The following is a 23,987-nucleotide window of genomic DNA, read 5'->3' on the forward strand; positions in this document are numbered from 1 at the left end:
ACCATGAAAAGACTACTTTTAGCATTAGCACTACTCGGATTTTACGCTTGTAGCGAAACAGTTGAGAACACAGAAGCTAAAACTCCAGAAGTTGAAACGGTTGCACAGACCATTTCTATGAATTATTACGGTGATACCATCGAAACGTCTGGAGCCTTGACACCTGAAGCTTTTTTAACAGCAATGGAAGGTAAGGATTCACTTTACACGACTCTTCAAGCTACCATCAATGAGACTTGTAAAGTGAAGGGATGCTGGATGACAGTGGATATGGGGAATGGTGAAGAGATGCGAGTGAGATTTAAGGATTACGGATTCTTCGTTCCTAAAGAAGGTGTAGGAGGAATGAATGTAATTATGGAAGGAGTAGCATTTACGGATACCCTGGATGTTGACTATTTAAAGCACTTAGCCGAAGATGCTGAAAAATCGCCTGAAGAGATTGCAGCAATTACAGAGCCTGAGATCAGCATGAATTTTGAAGCAGTAGGTGTCGTAATCACTGAATAGTACTCATTTTGAAATTGAATCTGAAGCCCGCAGAAATGCGGGCTTTTTTGTTTCTCATAATTTTCACGAATTTCAAAGGGGTATTTTGAATCTTATTTTGCAAAGCCCTCGTATGCAGACGAAGTACTCTTTAACCCTTAAACTCAATTCCAAAATGAAAAATTTATTATTGATGATCATGATTACCTTTTTTGGCTCATGGTCTATTGACTCATATGGTCAGGGAAATGACTGTTCGAGTGCCCAATCCCTCACTGTAAATGTTGGGAGTTGCGTGTTTAGCGCGGCTTCAAATACAGGATTGACCAACTCTGGTCAAGTACCTGTAGGTGCTGATTGTGATTTTTACTCGGGCGGAGATGGATGGTATTCAATAGTCATTCCTGCTTCAGGAATTGTAACGGTTTCTACTACATTGATCCCGGGCACGACACCACCTGCATTAAACATTAATGCTGCAGCTTATTCAGGAACTTGCGGTAGCTTAACGCTAATAGGTTGCGATGCCAATAGTGGTCCGGGATTTTTTCCTGAACTCGAACTGACAGGTACAGCAGGCGAAACCGTATTCATACAACTTTGGGAAACAAACAATAATGTTCAAGGTGATTACAGTATTTGTGCCAATGGAGCAACGACTTGTACACCACCTACGGTTGCTTTTTCAGAATCATGTATCGGAGGCAATGAATATGAGGTAGACGTTTTTATTTCTTCATTGGGAGATGCCACTTCATTGAACATAACCAATGACGGAGGCGCTGCTTCCATTACGAATATTACTTCTCCAGGAATTCAAACCGTTGGCCCGTTTCCTTTAGGAACTTCAGCTACCATTAACGTAGTTCATAATGACGATAATACATGTAATGTTAGCCAACTCGTAACAGATGTAGGCTTGGCTTGCGACAACGTATTGACTTGTGGTAATACCCTCGATCAATCTTATTGCTATCAAAACAACGATAACACTTCATTTTTATATAGTTCGCCTGATGGTTCTCCCATCACGTTGACATTCCTTTCGGGAGAGCTGGAAGACGTTCTTGATCAAATCACTATCAGAGACGGTAGCGATGGGGCAGGAACAATTCTCTTTCAAGGAAGCAATGGAGGTGATTTAACAGGAGTTAGTGAAACTGCCACAAGTGGAAGCTTGTCTATGACAGCTACATCTGATGTAAGCGGAAGCTGTGAAGACGGTAGTTTCAATTTTGAATTGGGATGGGCTTGGCAAGTTTCCTGTGAGGGTTGTACTGCTCCGACAGTAGATTTTACTGTTGTTGATAATTGTGGAGCGGGAACGTTTACAGTTGATGTAGATATCACATCTCTCGGAAACAGCGCATCTGTTTCTATTTCTAACGATGCAGGTGTTACCGCTACTACAGGAGTTAGTGCTACCGGTGTTCAAAATGTTGGACCATTCAATATTGGTTCACCCGTTGAAATCACCGTGTCGAGTGAAAGTATCTCCGGTTGTGAATTGGTTCAAGGTGGCCTTGATTTCACTTGCCCTACAGGTGATAATTGTTTGAATGCTTCAACAGTAATATCTCAAACCACATTCGCTGACTCAGAAATAGGTGGTGATGTTTCATCTGTCACTTATTCTTTGGAACCTCAATGCAACGGACCCGGAAATAATCCCGATCCATATTTCTCTTTCACGGCGGTAGGAAGTACCAGCTATTTCAGAGTGGAAACTTCAGGTGATTTTGATCCTGCTGTAGAAGTATTTGATGGCTGTGATGGAACGCAACTCGCTTGTGTAAACGAAGCAGGTGCAGGACTCCGTGAACTGTTTTGGGTAAACGATTTGACACCTGGACAGGAATATGTATACCGTGTTTATCATGCAGGTGGATCAGCTCCGGCAACCACGTCATTCACTACGGGTGTAGCGCACATTCCTTTCGTTAGACTGCGTCCCGCCGATTGTGGAGCTTCAGAACTCACCGCCAATAGTTTGATTCGAGCGACTCTACCAAATCCGAATTTCCTTTTAGACGGTTTCATATTTGAATTTACTGAGCTAGAATCGCCGTTCGAAACGTATGAAGTAGAATCACCAAACGGAACCAATCCTAACTTTTACATCGGATGGTTTGAAAACTTTGAATACGGTCGTTCGTACGATGTGAGGGTGAGAGCACGCATGTATCAAGGTCCTAATCTTGGAGACTATGGTGTTTCGTGTACCATCTCGATGGCTGATGGTCCTACCACGTTCTTGCTTGACAATTTTGCAGATGGATTTTATAACATGTGTGATTTTGTGAAAGCCAGAAGAATTTTTGGAGCGACGAATTACCGATGGGTATTTGATGATGGTTCGGATCAATTGGAATACAACTCTGGAACAACAAGTCCGATTTGTCCACTTCAATTGGTTGATGGATTGGAATTAGGAACGACTTATTCGGTAACGGTTTTTGCCACTGACGCTCAGGGAAATGAAAGCACAATCAGTCTGGCTAAGGAAATTAATATGAACAATTTTGTTCCAAATACGGAAGTGAATCCAATGCTTTTCACTTGCGGTGTAACCGTTTCTTTAAGCCAGGTTCTTACTGCGGTTGAGGTTTGCTCTGCTGAGCAATATACCTTCAGATTTGATAATGTTTCCCAGCCTGGTGAAAACCCGATTGAGATCGTGAGACCAAATCGAAATGTGCTTTTGTCATTTGTTACAGGTCTCATTTCTGGAGATACCTATAACGTGACCGTTAAGGCTAACTCAGGAGGACTTCAAGGAGACTATTCCAACGGATGTGAAATCACCGTGGAAGGTTTAAGTGGTCTGGTTGTTCTTCCGAATACCGACTATTCCATGGAACAAGATGATCAGTTGTCAATAATGATTTTCCCAAATCCATCGGATGGATCTGAAATTCAAATATCCATTGAAACTGCTTTGGAAAAAGACCAAATCTCTCTCGAAATTTATGACCTGCAAGGAAAGAAACTCATTTCTGAATTGATTCCAAATTCATCAGGAATTCAGCGATTGAATCTGAATGGATTGAGCAAGGGAATTTACCTCCTCCAAGCGAGAGCTGGAAATGAACTGATTACGACGGAAAAACTTATTGTAGACTAATACCGACTACAGCTAAAAAAGGGCCCGCTCTGAATGGAGTGGGCTTTTTTGCGTTTTGTCAAATTCAAATTTGTCTACCTTTGGTTAAACAATTTACCTATGATCACTGCCGAGGACAGGCAAACCACCTTCGATCGAAAAGACTTATCCGACCAGCAACTTCTAGCCATCTACCGCAACATTCTCAAGCCGAGATTGATTGAGGAGAAAATGCTCAGCTTGCTCCGTCAGGGAAAAATTTCCAAATGGTTTTCGGGCATTGGCCAAGAGGCGATAAGCATCGGAGCTACGATGGCCTTAAACGATGAAGAGTACATTCTTCCAATGCACCGAAATTTGGGGGTGTTTACCACCAGGAAGTTGCCACTGAATCGTTTGTTCAGTCAGTTCCAAGGCAAGGCCAATGGTTACACCAATGGTCGAGATCGCTCTTTTCACTTCGGTGTGAAGGAGGCCAAAATTGTGGGGATGATTTCCCACCTCGGGCCTCAACTGGGAGTGGCTGACGGAATAGCGCTGGCACACAAATTGAAAAGCGAAAAAGCCGTGACGGCAGTTTTTTCAGGAGATGGCGGAACGAGTGAGGGCGATTTCCACGAAAGTATAAACGTGGCCGCCGTTTGGGATCTCCCCGTGATGTTCATCATTGAAAACAACGGTTACGGATTATCAACTCCTTCTTCAGAGCAATTTCGCTGCAAGCAATTCATCGATAAGGGAATCGGCTACGGAATGGAATCCCTCCAATTGGCTGGTAACAACGTTTTGGAAGTCTATACCGCATTAAGAGATTTAGCGGAAGATATTCGTCAAAACCCTCGTCCCGTATTGGTAGAATGCCTCACCTTCAGAATGCGCGGACACGAGGAAGCTTCGGGAACGAAGTATGTTCCCGACGAGCTGATGGCAGAGTGGGGGAGAAAGAATCCAATTTCCAATTATGAAGACTTTCTTAAAGAAATCAACGTACTGAAAGCGGAGGAGATAGAAAGAGAACGAGAAAGGATCAAAGCTGAAATAGCACAAGGACTCAAGGAGGCTTACGCCGAAGAAGACATTAAAGCCTCGATCGAAAAGGAGCTTGGAGATGTTTATGCTCCATATGACTTCAAAGAGATTCTACCCACCGGAGAAAAAAAAGAAATGCGTCTGATCGATGCTGTTTCAGATGGGCTGCGTGAAGCTATGCGTATGCACCCCGACTTGGTTTTGATGGGACAAGACATTGCCGACTATGGTGGTGTTTTCAAGATCACCGAAGGCTTCGTCGAGGAATTTGGAAAAGAACGTGTTCGCAATACCCCGCTTTGCGAAGCTGCTATTCTAGGAACGGGCTTAGGCCTTTCCATCAAGGGAATGAAGGCCATGGTTGAAATGCAGTTTGCCGATTTTGTGACCGAAGGCTTTAATCAGATCGTGAACAATTTGGCCAAGATTCACTACCGCTGGGGGCAGAATGCCGACGTGGTAGTGCGTATGCCGACAGGAGCAGGAGTCCAAGCGGGGCCATTTCACTCGCAGAGCAATGAAGCTTGGTTTACGCATATCCCGGGCTTGAAAGTGGTTTATCCCGCTTTTCCGGAAGATGCCAAAGGTCTCTTGATCACAGCATTTGAAGATCCGAATCCGGTGATGTTTTTTGAGCACAAAGCACTTTACCGAAGTTTGAAATCAGAGGTGCCCGAGGGCTATTACAATCTGCCTTTCGGCAAAGCCAATACTGTTAGAGAAGGAACCGACCTCACCATTGTGACTTACGGCATGAGCGTGCATTGGGCATTGGCGGAAGCCGATAACCATGACGCTTCCATCGAAGTAATCGACCTGCGCACCTTAGTACCACTTGACACGGAAACTGTTTTCACATCAGCGCGCAAAACGGGTCGGGTACTCGTATTGCACGAGGACACCCTTTTTGGTGGATTCGGCGGCGAGTTGGCCGCTTTGATCAATGAGAACTGCTTCGATGCGCTGGATGCACCGGTGATGCGCTGTGCCAGTATGGATACGGCGGTGCCGTTTGTGGGTAGTTTGGAAAAACAGTTTTTGGCGAGTGCCTTACTTTCTGAAAAGGTGAAATCTCTATTGGGTTACTAGTTTTTCGATCCACTATATATCCGATACCCCGAATACCGACAAGGAATTTTTCCATTGATCAAGTGGTGCGTATCAAAAGTGCGCAGACCGACGCTTTTCATCGCATCCTCATGACCTGACAGTATCCATGCTTGGTAGCCAGGGTAAGCCTTCTTGAATTTATCACCGATTTCACTGTACATCAGCTCGATGTTATTCATTTCTATCCGTTGGCCGTAAGGAGGGTTCATCACTAAAATGCCTGGTGCTTCGGGTGGGTCTTCGTCAAAAAAGTCGGTGATCCTGTAGTTGATTGACTCCTCAACACCAGCTGCCTGCGCTGCTTTCCTTGCCAGTTTTACTGCCGACATACTCTCGTCGTAACCCATGATTTCATGGGTGCTCTCCTTGATTCTGTTCACAGTGGCGTTGTGAATGATCTCATATAGCTCAGGATCGAAATCCTTCCAATGCATAAAAGCAAAATCTTCGCGAAGGAGGCCCGGAGCAATCTTATTAGCGATCAATGCGGCCTCAATGCATAAGGTTCCGCTACCGCACATGCCGTCCACGAAATTTCGCTTTCCTTCGTAGCCCGCTATCAGGAGCATACCTGCGGCGAGACACTCATTTAGCGGAGCGGCTGCATCAGCTTGGCGATACCCTCTTTTGTTGAGCGGTATTCCAGAGCTGTCCAACGAAACAGTCACTTGATCTCGGTGAATTCTCACGTGAAAAACCAAGTCTGGTTCGCGTGTTTCGATATCGGGTCGCTCGTTGAACTTTTCCCGAAATTGATCGACGATGGCGTCCTTGCACTTCAATGCTGCAAAGTGGCTGTGGGTGAAAAATTTCCCACTGACGGCGGTCTTGATCGCAAATGATTTATTGACATCAAAAATCTCCGTCCAGTCGATGGAGGCGATGCCGTCATAAAGGTCTTCTTCGTTCACGGCCCTGAAAAGCTTTATCGGTTTGAGAATGCGCAGGGCAGTTCTCAGCCGCAGATTCGCTTTGTAAAGCAAATCCATGTCAGCAGAAAAGTAGACTGCGCGCTTCCCCGTGCGCACGTCATTTCCACCGATCATCATCAGTTCCTTAGCCAAGACATTTTCAAGCCCTTCCAAGGTGGTGGCCACCATTTGGAATCGTTTATTGTCCGATGGATTACCCACCTGCTTTCTTTGCGCCATAGCCTTCTTTCTTGAGGTAATCCATTATTTTATCGCGGTGATCTCCTTGAATCAAAATCTCGCCGTTCTTTGCTGTTCCGCCAACTCCACAGAGGCTTTTGAGCTCTTTGGCCAAAATCTTCATATCCTCATCCGTTCCCACAAAATCTTTAATAATCGAGGCCACTTTTCCGCCTTTTTTGCGATCAATCCAAACGCGTAGATCCTGCTCATTGGGAGGCAAAGTCTTTACCCCAACATGATCGCTGTAGGAATAATTGAAATCGGGACTAGTGCTGTATACAATCCTCTTTTTATTCTTCTTCGCCATACTACTGTTTTGTTCTTGCTTTGACTTGGTCAAAGTGCCGGTCAAAGTGATCTTTTAAAAATCCGAGAGTCTGACCAATGGTTAATCTTCCTGCTCTTGGATGGTTGAAATATTCTTTCGACGATCCTTTTGAATCAATGTCCGACAAGATTTCTCTCATTTCTTTTCGGATGTCAAGGTAGCTCTGCTTCAACTCAAGGTAGTTGGGCGTTTCAGGAATTTCACCCAAAACCTTCGGCGCCGTAAATTGGTTTTTTCTACTTCTCAGTGCTCGCCTCAGGAGCATTGATCGAATGGCAGCAGCAATTCCTCCTGATGGAACTTCGCCGGGAGGGGCCTGCAATTTCTTTTGGAGGTATCCCGTAGTTCCTTTTTCAGAATCGTGAAGATGTTGAAAGACTTGAGCGCCACTCCACTTTCCGTTTGACTTATGATGCAATTGATCAGAGTCCAATTGGTCCAAAAAAGCAATCATCTCAGCCAAGGACTCATCCATACTATTCAACTTCTTCTCAAACTTGGGGAGCATCGGCCGCTTTTTTGATGATGAATCTTCTTTTTTGCCATGACCAGCTTCTGGCTGCTAAAGCCAAAACAATCGGAATGACCGCCTGATGGAACGACTGAGGAATGACAATCCAGAATACCACTATGGTAAAGGTAATAATGGCGTGAACCTTGAAAAATTTACTGCTTGGTTTATTGCGTACTAAGAGAATCGCCCCCCAAATCCAAGAGGGTGCCGCCCACAGCAAATTAAGGTTCCATTTGGTGGCGCTATGTTCAGTTGCAAACCAAAGCAAAGCGATCACGATGCCTAGAATTCCAATTAGGATGAAAAAGAAAATGTCAAACCATTTCAGTTTTTTGGGATGAATGAAGATGCCCGTGATGAAACAGAAAATCATCAAGACCCAAAAAATCCATAAGATGGAAGACGCATCGGATTTGGTGAGATTGGGATTTTCTGCCAAAACAAGTCCTTCCTTTTTTACCAGTGGCATTAGTTCCCCGTCTCGGAGCACTTTGGCCTTTCCTAAATTAGCCATCAGGTAATCCGGTAGGAACATCTTCTCTCGAAAGTCGGCCTCCTCATCGCAAGGCATACCCAGTGCTAAATCAATACCCAAGTCGCTCCAAGGCAGATCGATCAGATAGAGGTCAATCATTTGCCGAAAGGTCGCAGTGGTGTCTGTGCTCACATCAGGATAAACTAAGGATTCTCCCAATAGCCTTTCCATAACGTCTCGCAGCCGAGTGCTACAATTGTCGTAGAAGAAGTCGTATTTGTAAAACTTGTTTTGCGGCGAGGCATTGTTTTCGAGAAAAGCAAAAATCTCCGCCTTTTGATTGGTAGTAAGATTCAACTCTTGACGGTACACCCATCTCCCCTCATATTGGTAAGTCCCTACGAATCGGTTGAAGTCGGTGACGTTTAGAAAATAGTTGAGCTGACCTCGGCAAAACTTGACGTAAAAATTCGGTGTGTCGAAATCAAAGGTGCCATAGTTGTACACTCGATCGAGCCCTGTGGTGGGGTCGTATATGTGGAGTGCGCTGTGACCGAATGTTGAGTACAGTTCGTTTCCCGATCCGCAGGTGATTAGCGATACACTCGTTTTCTCACCTATGTTCTGAGCGGTGAGATTATTGAGGAGAAGTAGAAATAAGATGGTCAACCATCGACGAATTCCCATGGCGGCCGAAGTTAACTAAAAACAGTCGAGCTTAATGAAGCAGTGTCTTAAGTTTCACTAACGACTCCTCATTATGCGGACGGTAGATTGCTTCGTTGATCATTTTCTTTTCCAGAGCGGTGAGGTGCCAGCTCAATGGAATTTCTTCATCTAACTCATAGCGCAACTCCAAAGGAATTTTATAAATGGGTACCTCATATGACGATTGCAAGATTTCAAGGAGTTGATCCATATTGTAATCTTGGTCATTGAAGTAATTTCCATAGAACGATCCGATCGGATTTGTTAAGCGATCGAGAATGGAGACATTGCCTTCTTTGGGTTCGGTAAATTTCTCTGTGTCTCGAATCTGAAGTATGATAATACCGCTGGTGTTTTCTTCAATCCAATCCTGAAATACCTTAAGGTACTGGGCCGTGATTTTGGTACCTAGGTTATCCCTGAGCCCTGCGTCCATCACTTCTATTTTCGGCTCTGTGGGCAGATTGGCATAGGGCATGATGTAGGGGAAAGTGGCGTTCATCCGAAGCGCTGACGTAAAGCGCAAATCATTGGCATCGTGCTGCGAAAAGATTCTGCCGAATTCGATGTTTTCACTGCCAATATTGAGCTGATCTCTTAAGTCGGGATATTCATAACTCAGAAAAGAAATGGGCTGGGATGATATGAGTAATCGCCTACCGTCATTTGTAATAGAAGGTGCCATCACAATCATGGGAATCAATCCACCCGAAACCGGTTTATAATAGTCATGAAGTTTTTTGTTCATGACGTTGTCCGTATTGCGATTAAGCTGGTTTTCGAATGTCTTTCCTCTGTCGAGGATGTAAGATTTCCCATCAACCTGTGTCCTTCTGAAGCGAATAAAAATATCGTTTGTCGCGAAAGTGAACAGGACACGATTGAGAATATCACTTGAAGATTTATCTCGGTATGTCTGGCCGTATATGCTCTCGCCTAAAGAATCTTTTCTCAGTACCAGTTCTCTGAAAAAGGAAGCCCCGATTATTCCCCCTGACGAGCCAGTCATCAATACGGAATGTTGCATCAGTTTACCTAGTGTTATGCTGTCTGCGTATTGCAGGGTGCGCATTGTCCAAAGTGTCGACCTAAGGCCACCCCCCGTCGCATTTACAATTACCAGTTTTGGCTTTTCAGACTTGTCTCTTCCACCGATCTGAATCACTTTTGATTTCAAGATTCGCTCATGGTGCTCCCTGTCGATATTTACTCGAACCAGATCGTTGTTCAAGCTATCAATGGTGGCAAGATTGTAGGCCACCGGCTCCTTGTCATAGTTGAGGCCGTAAGCGTAATTGGCTTGATTCAAAATGTCCCAATTCGAAGAAGCCCAGTTTACCAAAAGAAAGAGAATCACGAAGAAAGTCAGCGTCCACCCTTTAAGTCGGGACATGACAATGCTGATGGCCATCAATACTACCGTAAATACCAAGCATACACTAGCGGCAGCTGGTATCACAAAAAAATCGTTGTGTTGAAAGATTCCGATCACAAAGAAGACTAGTACGATAATGGCTTCAAAAAGAGAAGCGTTCACGTGGTTTTGGTAGAAGACTTTTTTCAGTGTTTCAGTATCGTAGTGTTGCGATTCGCGAGCCAGATTCACCCGAAACGGATTTACCAGATACGTATCAACTCTCCAGCGTGAGCCCTCGGTGACGCTCGGAATTCTATACCCCCTTTTTTTATTGCGGGCTATACTCTTCTCTAGTTTCGCTTCAAACTCAGCTTCCGAAAGCCCTGTAATTTTGAAGATGTTTTTATTGGTAGGGAAAAAGTAAATAAATGCCAAGCCGATGAACAGGGCGTTTCCAAAAAGGAAAGCCGACATGTCTAGGAAAATCTCAAAACTGGTCTTTAGTTCGATCGCTCCCAAGAAAGCTGAAGAACTCCAGATATAGGTAATAATAAATGCAACAGGTATAATGAAGTTGTTGATGCAAAACTTAAAGAATGGTCTTGAGAGTGTTCCTAGGAAAGGGAAACGATGTGCATGGTTAATGTAGGTGTATATGTTGAATGCCATAATAAAGGCACCCAAGGCAAAACCAAGAATCATGAATGAAGTGATCCCCACAACGCCTTGATATTCCGGGGAAAGAAATTGAGAAGGAATTCCCAGTTTGTTGGCGAAAGCCTGGGTTGTAAATGCGAATAGAACGATCCAAAATAATAACAAGAAGTGGTTTCGCTTCAAATGGAGCAATGCCAATTGAAACGGAAAAAAGTACCAAAATCGATTTTGCTTCTGCCTATTTGTGGGCTTAGCTACCATAAGGGGTGTTCTTCTTGTTACTTACGCAAAACCATCTACTTCGGTTATCCTGCTTTATGCGATTGCCTTCATCACTTTTTTATTGATTTCTTTTTCGTGCTCATCTGCTGCCTTTTCTAACTTTTCAACTTCCGAAATAGCCTGACTTACAAAGTCTAAATCATTGAATCCTTTTAGGTTGATTCGCACATTCATGGCAGCTCCTTTTACAGCTGCCCGAGCGCATAGAGCTCCGACCCCCGCATCAGTAATGGAATTCGGATTACCAATTTCTACCATGGCTTTGATCACTCCAAAAGATTCGTTTGCCAGGCGAGCCACTTTCAAAGGAACTTCTGCCGCATATTTTGTGGCATCTGAAATCGCCTTTTTTCTGGCTTGAATTTCTTCGGGCTTGTCTTTTGGCATTCCGAAGGCCTTCATGATTTCGTTGAAGGCCGCCGTATCTTCATCAACGGCTGCAATGAGTTTTTCTTTCAATTCCTGACCTTTCTCGGCCCATTGGGAGAATTCTGACCATCGGTCATCCCATCCGCGCTTGTGCGAAGAAAGATTAGCCACCATAGTTGCGAGCGAAATTCCCAAACTACCGATGTAAGCCGAAACACTTCCACCTCCCGGGGCGGGAGATTCTGAAGCAGTTTCATCCGCAAAAGCTGTCAAACTCATATCGACCAATTTCTTAGTCGAATCATCTTTGATCATGTACTCGATCACTTTTTTGTATGGATCGAAAGGGGTCAGGTCATCTAATCCGAGACTCTTTACGGCAATTTTTACTTTCTCAGATTCCGAGATGCCCAATGAGCGCTCTTGCTTTTTCAGAAAGTAATCTGCCGCATCGAGCAGTGATTGAAGCGGAACCAAACCTACAATTTCTGAACCCGTGACGCGGATTCCGCGATCTCTTGCCTTCTCGCAAGCTTCGTCAAACGCCTTGTGCACTGGGGTGATTTTGATATTTGTGAGATTCAGCGAAAGCTGGGCAATGCCATATTCCTCAATGTACCACCCAATTCCTTTTACCGCTTTCAGCGTCCCCGGTATTCTGACTGGCTCTCCGTTTTCGTCGGTGACTACTTTGCCGGTAAGGCCATCTCCATCTTTCTTCACTCTTCCTGCCTCGCGTATATCAAAGGCGATGGCATTAGCTCTTCGAGCCGAAGTTGTATTCAAATTGACGTTGTAGGCTACCAAGAAGTCTCGCGCCGAAATTGCTGTCGCTCCTGTTCCTTTCACCGAGTCGTTAAATTCAGCAGGGCCGAAATCGGGCTTCCATTCGGGCTTACTCAGTTTGTCCAAGCCTTCGTATTCACCCGATCGGCAGTAGGCCAGGTTTTTACGTTTTGGCTCTTTGGCTGCATTCTCGTAGAAATAGCCTGGAATTCCCAACTCTCTTCCTACTCGTTCGCCGAGTTTGTGAGCGTATTTGGCAACTTCTTCCATCTCAATTCCTGAGATAGGCACCAGCGGACAAACATCGGTAGCGCCCATTCGTGGATGCTCTCCTTTCTGCTTGCGCATGTCAATCAGTTCACTCGCCTTTTTGATCAATCGAAAAGCCGCTTCAATAACGGGTTCGGGAGCACCGACAAAGGTGATCACCGTGCGGTTAGTGCTCTTACCCGGATCTACGTCCAAGAGCTTTACACCCTCGACGGTTTCTACGACTGAGGCGATTTCTTTAATGATCTTAGGGTCTCGTCCCTCGCTAATGTTGGGGACGCATTCGATGAGTGCTGACATGTTGATTTTATTCAGGTGGTTCGGGGGTCGAATATATGAATTCGCTATGGGTATGATGAAGAGATTCAAGTCTTTTTCAAAGCGATTTTTCGGTTTCTTTTTCTTTAGTTTTGTCCAACATGAGCGAAAAAAAAGAAAGGCCTCTCATCCTCGTTACTAATGACGATGGAATTACGGCAGGCGGTATTAGAAGCCTCATCGAGGTTGCGCAAGAATTTGGTGATGTTTGGGTAGTAGCTCCCGATAGCCCTCAAAGTGGAATGGGACATGCTATCACGGTGCACGATATTCTTCGATTAGAAGAAGTCAGTGATGTGGAAGGAGTAACGGAATTCAGCTGCACGGGCACTCCGGTAGATTGCGTTAAGCTTGCCATTTACCGCGTTCTCAAGAGGAAGCCTGATTTGCTTCTATCTGGAATTAATCACGGAGCAAATTACAGCATCAATGTCATTTACTCCGGTACCATGTCGGCCGCGGTAGAAGGAGCAGTGGAGGGTATTCCATCTATTGGATTCTCCTTGCTCGATCACAGTGCCGAAGCTGATTTTACAGCCAGTAAAGAAGTGGTAAGAAAAGTGGTAAAGAACGCCTTAGAGAAGGGTGTCCCCAAGAATACTTGCTTGAATGTAAATATTCCCAATGTCTCGATCGAAGAGATCAAAGGTATTCGGGTTTGCCGTCAGGCGAAAGCTTCTTGGGAAGATGATTTTGAGCCGCGAAAAGATCCTTCGGGAAAAATCTATTATTGGATAACCGGAAAGTTTGTAAATCCCGACAAAGGGGACGATACCGATGTTTGGGCATTGGATCACAATTATGTGTCCGTCGTTCCCGTTCAATTTGACCTCACAGCTCACCACGCTATGGCCGAGCTAAACGAATGGGATTATGATGCCTAAGAAAAAGTATGACAGTATGCCCCTGGGCTTGGCTGCGGGATTGATAAGCCCATTGATCGGTTTTGCCATCTACGGATTGCTGTGGTCCATCTACTTCGAAAAACCATTCGATTATTTTATTAATACCATATTCATCGGAGTTCAGGCTTTTCAATCTTCCATTGTGGCCCTCAGCTTGATTTTCAATCTGGTTCCTTTTTTCGTTTTTCTTCGTTCTGATCGATACCGAAGCGGAAGAGGAGTTCTGCTGGCTCTGTTTATCTACGTTCCTTTGGTTCTTTACCTTCGCTTCTGGTAATGAAGTATTATATCATATCAGGCGAAGCTTCGGGCGACTTGCACGGAAGCAATTTGGTTAAGGAAATCATTAAGAAGGATTCGGATGCAGAAATTCGCGCTTGGGGTGGTGACTTGATGAGCGAAGCGGGGGCCGATGTGGTCAAGCACTATCGCGATTTGGCCTTTATGGGTTTTGCTGAAGTTATTGCCAATATTGGCACTATTCTGAAAAACTTCAAGCTCTGCAAAGCCGATATTCTCAGCTTTTCTCCCGATGTCTTGATCTTAATTGACTATCCAGGGTTCAACCTTCGGATGGCGGAGTTTGCCCACAAAGAAGGAATTAAAGTCTTTTATTACATCTCTCCGCAAATCTGGGCTTGGAAACAAAATCGGGTAAAGAAGATCAAGGCCTACGTAGACGAGATGTATGTCATTCTCCCCTTTGAAAAAGACTTTTACGCCAAGTTTGACGTGGATGTGCATTTTGTTGGCCACCCACTGATTGATGCCGTTGATCAGTTTAAAGAAACCCTTCCCGATCAGGAACTGTTTTTTAAAGAGCACGGAATGTCAGACAGACCGCTTGTCTTGCTCATGCCGGGCAGTCGTAAGCAAGAGATTAGTAAGAAGCTTCCGCTAATGCTGCAAGTAGCCGAGAAGCACCCTGAATATCATTTTGTGGTTGCGGGAGCTCCGGGGCAGAACGCGGAATACTACCATGAATTTATAGGTAAGTCAAAGGTGCAGCTGATCTCCGGAAAGACTTACCAGCTCCTTTCTTATGCTCGCGCTGCTCTTGTGGCATCGGGCACGGCAACACTTGAGACAGCCATTTTTAGAGTGCCACAAGTCGTTTGTTACAGAGGAGGGTTTATCTCATATGTGATTGCCAAAAATCTGGTGAAGATCAAGTATATCTCCCTGGTCAATTTGATCATGGATCGAGAAGTAGTGAAGGAATTGATCCAAACCGAATTCAATTTCAAGAATCTCGATTCGGAGTTTTCCAAAATTGCAAAGGACGGGGAACCCCGCGCCAAGCAGCTACGAGAGTACGACGAGCTCTATGACAAACTCGGCGGAAAGGGTGCTTCTGCGCTTACCGCAGAACTCATGTTGAAAAGTCTGAATGATTGATAGGAGATGCCATCACCAGCATGCTAATTTCGTTTTATGAGAGGAGCCTTTCTCGCATTTTTTCTTTTGGTCTCATATTTCTCAAATGCAGCTACTGATTTTGAGTTGATTGACATTGGAATCCTTGATCCGATAAACCCGTCAGCTGTGCAGGTTATTCCTGAAATAGGATCATTTGCGGTCATTGCTGATGGTCACAATGAGGCTACAATAAGGGCAGGTGAAAGAGTTAGTCTTTCTTTATCCAACGGGCGGGTGAAGGTGAGTTTCCCCGGAAGGACACTAGGTCTTTTCAAAGAGGTTCGACTCATGAGTCTGACTGATGAGGGCTTTTTCAGAATCTATGTCTTGTCACCCAAAAAGGACGAAAGGGTATATGACGATCACCTGATCATAAAACCACTCAAAAATGAACTTCGATTAATCAATCGGGTGAATTTGGAAAAGTACGTTGCGGGTGTCGTTGAAGCAGAGTCGGGTAAAGAAAAGGAGCTGGAGTTCTATAAAGTACAAGCCATTATTTCCAGGACTTATGCCTTGAGTAATCGGCGCAAGTTTTTAGCGAAAGGCTTTAACCTGAATGACCTCGTCGATAGTCAGGTATACCACGGTAAGTGCCGCTGGGAGCCAAGTATTCTTGAAGCGGTGCGCCAAACCGAAGGGAAAGTTTTGGTGGATAGTGAAATGAATCTTGTTACCGCTGCATTTCATTCAAACAGCGGTGGTGAGACGGTGAGTAGCGATGATGTTTGGTCCAAGCAGCTGCCCTATTTAAGCCCGCGATCAGACGAGTTTTCCCGAACAGGGGAGCACTACACATGGGAGCAAAAGGTCCACAGGAATAAATGGCTGGAGTACCTTTATCAGAAATACGACCTTTCTAATCAGGATGAGCAAATCTCCGAGATGGCTACCAATTACAAACAGCCAAATCGTCAAGTATTTTTTATTGATCCGGCTTACAAGATCCCGCTCAAAGACATCCGAATGGATTGGAAATTGAAGTCAACCTTTTTTGACATCACGTCGGATGGAGACTCCTTAGTCATTTCCGGAAAAGGCTTCGGACATGGCATTGGTTTGAGTCAAGAAGGAGCCATGCGGATGGCCGAATTGGGTTTTGGCTATGTCGACATACTGCACTTCTACTATGATGATGTGCACGTGATCGATCTACGTGCACTGGATTTCTTTAGAGAGGAATAGCCTCTCTAGAGGTTGTTATAGAGTTCCGTATAGTCCTGGGGTAGCTTGTTTTCAGAAAGGTACTTTTCAAGTTTTGTGACTTTCTCTTTCGGGATATGCATTCTTTCTCCGATCTCCTCAAGTAGCCTTTTTTCTTCATCACTTCCCATAAAGTCCACCTGAGTCAAAACGATGAGTTCACAGAAATGTCTTACTCTCGTTTCATCGTTGGTGGGAACCATTTTTGATGCGATCTCAGGACTTCGGGCTATTCGTGTGAAGGCCACATTATCTATTCCCATTCGGGCTGCAACTCCTTGAATAAAAAGGGATTCCATCGGATGCATAATTCCATCGGCTTTTGCCAATGTAATAAGGTTGGCTAAGTGAGATTCTTTTTCCATTATTTTTCGTTTTGTCTTGTGTCTATTGCTTTGCTGATACTGAATAATCCTTTAGAGATAAGTTCTACTTGCTCCATCAATTGAGCATCCTTATTTGATCCATATCCCTTAAGTTTTTGATTGCGCATAAAGGTTTCACGAATGGATGCAAGGCGCTCCTCCTCTTCTTTTGAGGTAAGCTTGTTTAGTTCTTTAAAGCGAAGAAAGTTGAATTCTGCTCCTTGAGTGAGTGTTTGTGCTTCGTTTTCGTAGTGCGATAGTACCGTAATCTCCAACTCTTTCTCGTTCATTATCGGGCTTAGTTTCTCTACCAGCTTATTCATGTTTCGATAGGAACCCTGTAGCCGAAATGGTGGTTCAATACGGTATTCATCTGCTTGTGATGCAGACCTGATATACTCTTTGTTCACGCGCAAAACGATGTCACGCACACGTAGCATCAAAGTGAATACTTTTCTGTAGTCGTCTATTTCCTCACTGCTATGTTTCGATTCCAGCTCAACTCCTTCTGTTTCGCCTGATTCCGCCATTCGAATGATCGCGTGAAGGTCGGATCTGCTTTTCTTGTTTAGTGGCGCCACCACTTCATTGGAAGAAATACTGTTTTCCAAGTAGCTCAAGGCAAATGCCCTCTCTTGACCACCAATGATGTCACCTAAATTATAGGTGTCTGCCCTGTTGGCTAACATATCCGGTATTCGAAATCGTTCACCGCTCTCTGTGTATGGGTTACCTGCCATGACCACAGCAACTTTCTTCCCTCTGAAATCATAAGTTTTGCTCTTTCCTTTATAGACTCCTTCTACCTTTCGTTGAGCATCACAAAGGGAAATGAATTTTTGCAAAAACTCAGGATTACAATGCTGGATGTCATCGATATATATCATGACATTGTCACCCATCTCAAAAGCTAAGTTGAGTTTCTCCAACTCTTCTCGCGCCCCTGAATTAGTGGCTACTTCGGGGTCAAGGCTTTTTACATCATGTCCAAGCGATGGCCCGTTTATCTTCATAAATATCAAACCGAGTCGGTCTGCTATGTATTCCATTAGGGTAGTCTTCCCATACCCCGGAGGTGATATCAAGAGAAGCAAACCCATTAGATCGGTTCGTTTGCTATCGCCTGCTGCGCCAATTTGTTTGGCTAAGTTTTCGCCAATCATAGGCAGATAAACTTCGTCCAATAATTTGTTCCGAACAAACGAACTCAGCACTCTTGGCTTGAATTCTGATAACCTGATTTCTTCTCTTTTCTCTTCCAAAAGCCTTTTCCGCAAATGAGTAAACTTCTTGAATTGAGCCGTGGAATGAAGGTCGAAATCGTGTAAGCGGTGTTGAAACTTATTGTAATGTAAAACATACTTTTCGTTCCCGTTTAGGCTGGGATGATCACCTCTGAGCTCATCCAACTCTACAGAAAGTGAATGGCGATGCTCTTTTGCTATGGAGTTTTCCGACAGCAACCCGAGATACGCTGCTTCGCCGATCAGGCTTTTATCTGCTTCTAATTTATTTTGTTCAGCGAAGGATTCGATCCATCTGGTCGCTAGGATAAATTGTTTTTCGATAGCACCTTTAGAATTGGTCAGAGAATCGTTAAACTTCATCAAGGCCTTGCTATTCTTTAAGTAAGTTCTAAATTCTTGGAAAAGCCTGTATGCTTCTTCGCTTGATTGAAAAGGCAGATTTAATGTTTCTTTATCAAAAATAAATAGGGCTGCTTCCTTTGAATCGGCTTCATCCCAATATGTGCTCTTGAGAGCTTCGTTCAACGCTACCTTCAATGCACCTATCAATGGCCCGAATGATGAGGTAGAGGGAAAAACCTTTCTTACTCTGGTTGCATTGGCAATTTGTGAAATCCAAAATTCTCGGCTATCTCCTGACAGAATAACGCGCCAGCCTATTAACCCTTTCATTCGGCATAAACCTGAAAACTTCAGCAGACCCAGACTTTGATTCAGAGCAGCCATTCTCATGAGAAGTTTTGCTGCATCATGATCATGTACTCCTTTTACGTATCCTTCCTCATACCGAGTTGCCATTTCTTGCTTTACAAATTCGGTAACCTCCTTTTCAGTCAATTCATTAAACTCTGACAAAGTAGGAGACTCGTTGACTTGGTTTTCAGCTTGCTTGAATAATTTAAAGGCCAGATATTCGGCTCGATAGACCGAATGATTTTCACTTATAATTTCTTGGTTCCAAACTGCTTTCAGAGAAGCGAAATTGGCTTGGTCAATTTTTTCAAAAAAATTGGTCGCTGTGATATGGAAGAAGAAATCTTCTTGCCTCTTTACGAGTGATAAGTCAACAGTTTGGTTGTTGGTATTGAATAAGTGCCTGCCAAGTTTGATTGTATCTTTTCCATCTACGAATAGTTCGGTTTTGTCCCTAAGCTGTCTTAGCGAGTCTTCAAATGCTGACTTTAAAGATGATTGCAGCGTATCAGCTTTTACTGAGTCGCCCATTTCCAGTAGGTCACTAATAAGACTTCGCACTTTTTCGACCATAATGTCAGAAGCGAAATAGGCGTTGATCTCACTTTCAGTGGACATGCTTAGCAATCGCTTGCGTATACCGGTAGTTATTCTATTTCCCGATTCTTGAAGGGAAAGTGATCTTCTGTTTCGCTGATCAACAAGTGCTATTTTTTTGCTTTCGAAGGCTGAGTATATTTCTTCTCTTCTTTCGGAAAGCTTTGAAATGAATGCCTCAAAATCGATAAATTTCCCTTCAAGGTCTTCCACTTGAACCATGAGCTTGTTCATATTCTGCTCACATGCTTCGGGACTATCAGAAATGTCTAAATAATTTACGAGGCTTTGGTTTATCAGCTTTAATTGGGAATTGAATTCCGACTCCCCTTCATTCAGTGCTAATTCTTTACGTTTTTTAGAAAGGACTGCTTTAATCTGATTGAATCGAGAGTAAATGGTTGAAATGCTGTCGATAATCTGAGTCGTTTTTGTGGAATCGTCAATTTTAAGATTTCCTACAATTTCTATCAGCATTTCTAATTCTTGAGCTATTCGCTCAATTTCCTTATTCAGCTCAACGGCATCGGCTGCTTTAGTTATCTCGGCAACTGTCTGGTTGAGTTTTTCAACCTTAGTCTGATAAGGTGTCAGAGCTTCCTTTCTCAATAAAAATTGAAGGCATGACGTAGATAAGCTATTGCTGACCGCGGTGAGCTTCTCTTCTAATTCATTTACTTTTTGTTCGTCGATGTAGCGCTGATCTCTAAGTCCTATGACTTTTCCTCGCATCTCGCGAAGTTTGGAGAGGTGTTCGACGTATTGATTGATACTCCTGTGGCTTCCTTGCGATTTATTGATTGCGCTTGAAGCTTTAGCTTCAATTTCCGAAAGTTCTTCAGCTGCATTTTTTCTGAGCTCGGTAACTTTCTCAAACTCTGATATGGCGGAATCTGCTGCATCGCGGACGCCTTTAAGAACCTCATTAATACTACCCGCTTCCTTATGATCCAACCAGTGATACGAGTCGAGCAGATCTGTAGCCATCCGGGTAATATCAGTGTAGAGGTTGCCATAAGAATCTTCTTTATTCAGAAGTTTTAGTAGCTCGTTTGCCTCTGCCATAGCTCGCACCACCTCTTTGTTTCCGATTTTGTATAGATAGGCTTTGTTTTCCGAGTCAATTACAAGGTTGGGAGAGTGAAAAGGGGTTTGCCAAATTTGAATGGCGTGGTGCTTTGTTTGGTCCGCTTCGGCTTTGAAAAGTATCATTTCTCCACTTTCAAACAGGCTGAAACCATTGCAAATTGTTGGAGTTTTTACTTCTTGTACGATGATGTTGTAGGAGAGAAGAACGTATATTCCTTGCTCTTTTTCATAGAAGATATAAAGAAAATCTTCACCGTTTGGTGCTTGTATTTTCTTTTCGAAGAGCATGTTTTTTAAGTCGTTTTGAAACAACTTGAACTCACCTGTTTGAACATAATACCCTTCAGCGAAAATCAATCCCTGATCATCAGGTAAAAGAACGCAGGCAGAAGCCATGGCATCAACCCTTAAAGCCTGTTTGATTTTCTCATTATAAATGAAATGCCTGAAATGGTCCTCTTTATACGGTCTTATTTTAAGCGCCATCAGATTTCCCAGAGGAGCATAATATATCTCAGCATCGTCAAGGGTCTGATCTTTTTCGTCTACGGGTTCCTCCAAAATCCCCTTTCCTGACTTGGTGTTGTCTTCAATTTTTATGGTTAGATTTCCTCCTACGGTTTCTACAAAAACCTTGTCTTCAATTGATACATGGGGGTGAACACCATGCCTTTGCATATCCCTTGTCGCTTTTATCCAGCTGAACTCTTGTTGATTGGGAAAGGTAAATTCGTGATCGCTTCGATTGTCAACATAGGTAGCCTGACCATTTCCCACCAGCCATTTAAAGGTCTTTATGTCTTCAGTGGTTTTACCGACTTGAAATACCATAAACAGGTGTGGGCCACGCTCGGCAAATTTGATAAACCTCGTATCACGGTAGTATTTATAGAGGTTTTTAAAGTCTTCTAAAAACTGCTCGTTCTGCAGAAATTCGGCCTCGGTGGCTTTGAAAGAATTGTCCTTCTCATGGTAAATGAAAGATGAGAATACTTCTGAGATTTTTGTCTCAGATCTCAATCCCATAAATACATTGTAGCCAAAGAGGAATTTGTTTTGACCCAGGGAAACAATGTCTCTGGCGAGACAATTGTTATCTGTGGTCACTCTTTCGGTTGCTTTTAGTACCGTAGATATGGACCCAAAAACTTCTTTTCGCTGTGTATTTAAAGCTTCAAGCCTGCTTCGTAAGTCATCTCGTTGGTTCTGAAGCCTATTACGAATAATATCGTAAGAGCCCTTCGCTATTTTTCCTTTCTGCTCGGTCTCCTGATTATTTTCTACCATGAATCGTCAAAAGTTTGGCGTGTTTCGTTTTAAACGAACCCCCTTAATCAATTAGCCCGAGGTTTTTCGGGGTTTGATTCTCCACACCTGCCTTCTTAGCCAGATCCAGTATTTTACTCAATGTGCTTCGTTGATCAAGGTCGTTGGAGTTGACCATCAGTTTAGTGATCAGAGCAACAATCGAAAGGTTTTTCAAATCTTCCGAGTCAATGTCGGATGTGCCGATAATGGTTTTCAAGTTATCCATCAGCGATTTTCCTTCACCATTTTCATCGAGAAGACGTCCTTTAAGATTAGATAGAACTCCGCTGTTTTCGACTGCTCGATCAATTGCTTTCCCATTAGAAATGGCACCAACAATTTTGTCGAAAAAGACATTTTCTCCTCCGACGATATCGATTTTAGCACTTCTTAGTGCAGTTGAAAGGACTTCAGCTTGTGCGTCGGCAATATCTTTATTGATATGAATCCCTGCCAGCTCTACTTCTTTGTCTTTGTTTAATCTCAGTTTAAACTCCTCGTGATCTTTTCCGACCCCATCCAGTTCCTTCATTGCGGCTGCTTTTCTACTTAAGCCTTGCGCTTCTGCGTTGAATTTCTCCTCGCTTACAGCAGCCTCTGCCAAGCCTTTCTCTTTTTCGGCACCTGCTTTTTCTCTTATCACATCAGCCTCCGAAAGTCCTGTTTCTTTCAATACATCAGCGGCAGCCTTACCAAGCTTCAAATCGGCTTCAGATTGAGCATTCGCTTTAGCCTCTATTCCTTTTGCTTCTGCAATGGCTCTTGACTCCAGTACAGCTGCTTCTGCATCTCCTTGTTTCTCCCTTGCTTCGGCTTTTGCTTCCATCACTCTTGCCTCTGCAAGTCCTGTCGCTGCAAATTTTGCCGCTTCCGCGTCGGCGAGAATTTTTATAGCTTCTGCTCTCTGAACGCTTGATTGCTGCTCCGCCTCAGCATCTATAACTACTTGTTTGGCCTTAAATTCGCTTGCTTGTTTTGCTGCTTCTGCTCGTTTAATTTCCAAAACCAGTTGCTGCTCCGCTTCCTCCTCGGCTTTGGTAATAGTCACTTTCTTTAAACGCTCCGCTTCCGCAAATGCTCGGGTATCCTTGATAAGTTCTTCCTCATCTACCACCGTTTTTTCAATAGCAATTCTTTCTCTAATGACCTCTTGAATAGATTTCTTCTGCTGTTCAATTGATTTCTCTTTTTCAATATCAGCCAAGGTCACGATTCTTTCTCGCTCAGTAACTTCAAGTAGTCGATCCTTCTCTACTCTTTCGTTTTCGACTGCTTCGGTTCTCTCTTTATTTTTTGCAGCAACGATAACCTGTCTCAGTTTGTTTTCTTCTGCAATGTGAACCTCTTCGTCGGTTGCAATTCTGGCTTTTTCTGATTTTAAGCGTTCTTCATGTTGAACGCGCTCTATTTCAGCTTTTTCTCGAGATTTGATGTTCTCTACTTCTCTGTGTTGCTTCTCCTCACTTTCAGAAAGTTGCCTTTCCAATACCAGAATAGCTTCACGAGCCTCCACGTCTTGCTGTTTTAATGTTTTCTCCTTATCGCGCTGAATATAGTTTGCCTTCACGGCTTCCCTGGCGGTGATTTCAGTAATCTTTTTGATACCCTCAGCATCGAGTATGTTACTAGGATCTAGTGATGCCAAGGGGGTTTGCTCCAAAAAGTCGATGGCTGCATCATCTAATATGTAACCGTTCAGGTCAGTTCCTATCGAATTCAGAATTTCTTTTCTAAACTCATCTCGCTGGTTGTACAAGTCAACAAATTCGAATTTTTTACCAACTGTTTTGAGCGCTTCAGAGAATTTGGCATCGAATAATAGTCTTAGAGCTTCTTTTGAGGAAGCCCTGCTGCAACCAATCGCTTGAGCCACCTTTTTAACGTCCTCTGCACGTTCGTTAACTCTCACGAAAAAAGCCACTTTAATGTCCGCTCTCAAGTTGTCTTTGCAAACAAGACCATCCTTCCCATTTCGTTCAATGGTGATGGTGCTTAGGGAAATATCCATTACTTCCAACTTGTGAAGAACGGGAATGACCAACATTCCATTAAAGGATATTTGTATACCTCCAACTCCGGTTCTTACCAAGGCTTGCCCTTGTGAGGTTTTGTGGTAAAATCGCGAAAACAATGCGATGATTCCAAACAGAATGATCACCCCGACTACGATTGAGACCAAAAGTGAATTTTCAAATATCGATTCCATAGGTTT

16 protein-coding genes are annotated in these 23,987 nt (G+C 43.7%); 7 read left to right on the top strand and 9 right to left on the bottom strand.

Annotated elements, in window-relative coordinates; translation table 11 throughout:
* Positions 1-3 precede the first annotated feature (3 nt).
* The 3 genes from O3Q51_02145 to O3Q51_02155 all read left to right on the top strand — a co-directional run bounded on the left by O3Q51_02145 (position 4) and on the right by O3Q51_02155 (position 5,710).
* On the top strand, positions 4-510 hold the full coding sequence (locus tag O3Q51_02145) for a DUF4920 domain-containing protein (GenBank protein ID MCZ4407593.1): 507 nt from the start codon (positions 4-6) through the stop codon (positions 508-510).
* Between the two features lie 154 nt (positions 511-664).
* The gene (locus tag O3Q51_02150; GenBank protein MCZ4407594.1) at positions 665-3,613 is read left to right on the top strand and encodes a T9SS type A sorting domain-containing protein; all 2,949 of its coding nucleotides are present in this window, start codon (positions 665-667) and stop codon (positions 3,611-3,613) included.
* 99 nt (positions 3,614-3,712) lie between these two features.
* The gene (locus O3Q51_02155; protein ID MCZ4407595.1) at positions 3,713-5,710 is read left to right on the top strand and encodes a dehydrogenase E1 component subunit alpha/beta; all 1,998 of its coding nucleotides are present in this window, start codon (positions 3,713-3,715) and stop codon (positions 5,708-5,710) included.
* Here O3Q51_02155 and O3Q51_02160 read toward each other — a convergent pair.
* The 6 genes from O3Q51_02160 to ftcD form a co-directional block, all read right to left on the bottom strand.
* Entirely contained in the window at positions 5,707-6,882 is a 1,176-nt protein-coding gene (locus O3Q51_02160; protein ID MCZ4407596.1) for a THUMP domain-containing protein, read from the bottom strand. The two genes, O3Q51_02155 and O3Q51_02160, sit on opposite strands and share 4 nt — an antisense overlap.
* A complete protein-coding gene (locus O3Q51_02165) occupies positions 6,857-7,192 on the bottom strand; it encodes a translation initiation factor (protein MCZ4407597.1) in 336 nt (111 codons plus the stop codon). Before O3Q51_02165 ends, O3Q51_02160 begins: the two co-directional genes overlap by 26 nt.
* Before the next feature lies 1 nt (position 7,193).
* On the bottom strand, positions 7,194-7,721 hold the full coding sequence (locus O3Q51_02170) for a DinB family protein (protein ID MCZ4407598.1): 528 nt from the start codon (positions 7,719-7,721) through the stop codon (positions 7,194-7,196).
* Entirely contained in the window at positions 7,705-8,889 is a 1,185-nt protein-coding gene (locus O3Q51_02175) for a DUF4105 domain-containing protein (protein MCZ4407599.1), read from the bottom strand. The genes O3Q51_02170 and O3Q51_02175 overlap by 17 nt, the downstream gene beginning before the upstream one ends.
* 31 nt (positions 8,890-8,920) lie before the next feature.
* The gene (locus O3Q51_02180; protein ID MCZ4407600.1) at positions 8,921-11,089 is read right to left on the bottom strand and encodes a hypothetical protein; all 2,169 of its coding nucleotides are present in this window, start codon (positions 11,087-11,089) and stop codon (positions 8,921-8,923) included.
* Between the two features lie 150 nt (positions 11,090-11,239).
* Positions 11,240-12,931, bottom strand: coding sequence for a glutamate formimidoyltransferase (gene ftcD, locus O3Q51_02185; GenBank protein MCZ4407601.1), 1,692 nt, complete (start codon positions 12,929-12,931; stop codon positions 11,240-11,242).
* A gap of 119 nt (positions 12,932-13,050) precedes the next feature.
* Here ftcD and surE point away from each other — a divergent pair, with 119 nt between their 5' ends.
* The 4 genes from surE to O3Q51_02205 are packed head-to-tail and all read left to right on the top strand — an operon-like array spanning position 13,051 to position 16,458.
* A complete protein-coding gene (surE, locus tag O3Q51_02190; GenBank protein MCZ4407602.1) occupies positions 13,051-13,833 on the top strand; it encodes a 5'/3'-nucleotidase SurE in 783 nt (260 codons plus the stop codon).
* On the top strand, positions 13,823-14,131 hold the full coding sequence (locus O3Q51_02195) for a hypothetical protein (protein ID MCZ4407603.1): 309 nt from the start codon (positions 13,823-13,825) through the stop codon (positions 14,129-14,131). Before surE ends, O3Q51_02195 begins: the two co-directional genes overlap by 11 nt.
* A complete protein-coding gene (lpxB, locus tag O3Q51_02200) occupies positions 14,131-15,252 on the top strand; it encodes a lipid-A-disaccharide synthase (GenBank protein ID MCZ4407604.1) in 1,122 nt (373 codons plus the stop codon). The genes O3Q51_02195 and lpxB overlap by 1 nt, the downstream gene beginning before the upstream one ends.
* Before the next feature lie 36 nt (positions 15,253-15,288).
* On the top strand, positions 15,289-16,458 hold the full coding sequence (locus tag O3Q51_02205) for a SpoIID/LytB domain-containing protein (protein MCZ4407605.1): 1,170 nt from the start codon (positions 15,289-15,291) through the stop codon (positions 16,456-16,458).
* Positions 16,459-16,463: 5 nt separating this feature from the next.
* On the opposite strand, the gene O3Q51_02210 is transcribed toward O3Q51_02205, so the two are convergent.
* The 3 genes from O3Q51_02210 to O3Q51_02220 are packed head-to-tail and all read right to left on the bottom strand — an operon-like array spanning position 16,464 to position 23,981.
* On the bottom strand, positions 16,464-16,841 hold the full coding sequence (locus tag O3Q51_02210; protein ID MCZ4407606.1) for a hypothetical protein: 378 nt from the start codon (positions 16,839-16,841) through the stop codon (positions 16,464-16,466).
* Positions 16,841-21,754: a DNA repair ATPase gene (locus tag O3Q51_02215; GenBank protein MCZ4407607.1), complete on the bottom strand. Its 4,914-nt coding sequence runs from the start codon at positions 21,752-21,754 to the stop codon at positions 16,841-16,843. Before O3Q51_02215 ends, O3Q51_02210 begins: the two co-directional genes overlap by 1 nt.
* A gap of 43 nt (positions 21,755-21,797) precedes the next feature.
* Complete coding sequence (locus O3Q51_02220) at positions 21,798-23,981, bottom strand: flotillin family protein (GenBank protein MCZ4407608.1); 2,184 nt, start codon at positions 23,979-23,981, stop codon at positions 21,798-21,800.
* Between the last annotated feature and the right edge of the window lie 6 nt (positions 23,982-23,987).

Source organism: Cryomorphaceae bacterium 1068, assembly GCA_027214385.1.
In the GTDB taxonomy this organism is placed as follows: domain Bacteria; phylum Bacteroidota; class Bacteroidia; order Flavobacteriales_D; family Cryomorphaceae; genus JAKVAV01.

Bases quoted from the DNA above. Each gene is read 5' to 3' on its own strand.
- O3Q51_02145 (MCZ4407593.1), top strand. From the start codon at position 4: ATGAAAAGACTACTTTTAGCATTAGCACTACTCGGATTTTACGCTTGT.
- O3Q51_02150 (MCZ4407594.1), top strand. From the start codon at position 665: ATGAAAAATTTATTATTGATGATCATGATTACCTTTTTTGGCTCATGG.
- O3Q51_02155 (MCZ4407595.1), top strand. From the start codon at position 3,713: ATGATCACTGCCGAGGACAGGCAAACCACCTTCGATCGAAAAGACTTA.
- O3Q51_02160 (MCZ4407596.1), bottom strand. From the start codon at position 6,882: ATGGCGCAAAGAAAGCAGGTGGGTAATCCATCGGACAATAAACGATTC.
- O3Q51_02165 (MCZ4407597.1), bottom strand. From the start codon at position 7,192: ATGGCGAAGAAGAATAAAAAGAGGATTGTATACAGCACTAGTCCCGAT.
- O3Q51_02170 (MCZ4407598.1), bottom strand. From the start codon at position 7,721: ATGCTCCCCAAGTTTGAGAAGAAGTTGAATAGTATGGATGAGTCCTTG.
- O3Q51_02175 (MCZ4407599.1), bottom strand. From the start codon at position 8,889: ATGGGAATTCGTCGATGGTTGACCATCTTATTTCTACTTCTCCTCAAT.
- ftcD (MCZ4407601.1), bottom strand. From the start codon at position 12,931: ATGTCAGCACTCATCGAATGCGTCCCCAACATTAGCGAGGGACGAGAC.
- surE (MCZ4407602.1), top strand. From the start codon at position 13,051: ATGAGCGAAAAAAAAGAAAGGCCTCTCATCCTCGTTACTAATGACGAT.
- O3Q51_02195 (MCZ4407603.1), top strand. From the start codon at position 13,823: ATGATGCCTAAGAAAAAGTATGACAGTATGCCCCTGGGCTTGGCTGCG.
- lpxB (MCZ4407604.1), top strand. From the start codon at position 14,131: ATGAAGTATTATATCATATCAGGCGAAGCTTCGGGCGACTTGCACGGA.
- O3Q51_02205 (MCZ4407605.1), top strand. From the start codon at position 15,289: ATGAGAGGAGCCTTTCTCGCATTTTTTCTTTTGGTCTCATATTTCTCA.
- O3Q51_02210 (MCZ4407606.1), bottom strand. From the start codon at position 16,841: ATGGAAAAAGAATCTCACTTAGCCAACCTTATTACATTGGCAAAAGCC.
- O3Q51_02215 (MCZ4407607.1), bottom strand. From the start codon at position 21,754: ATGGTAGAAAATAATCAGGAGACCGAGCAGAAAGGAAAAATAGCGAAG.
- O3Q51_02220 (MCZ4407608.1), bottom strand. From the start codon at position 23,981: ATGGAATCGATATTTGAAAATTCACTTTTGGTCTCAATCGTAGTCGGG.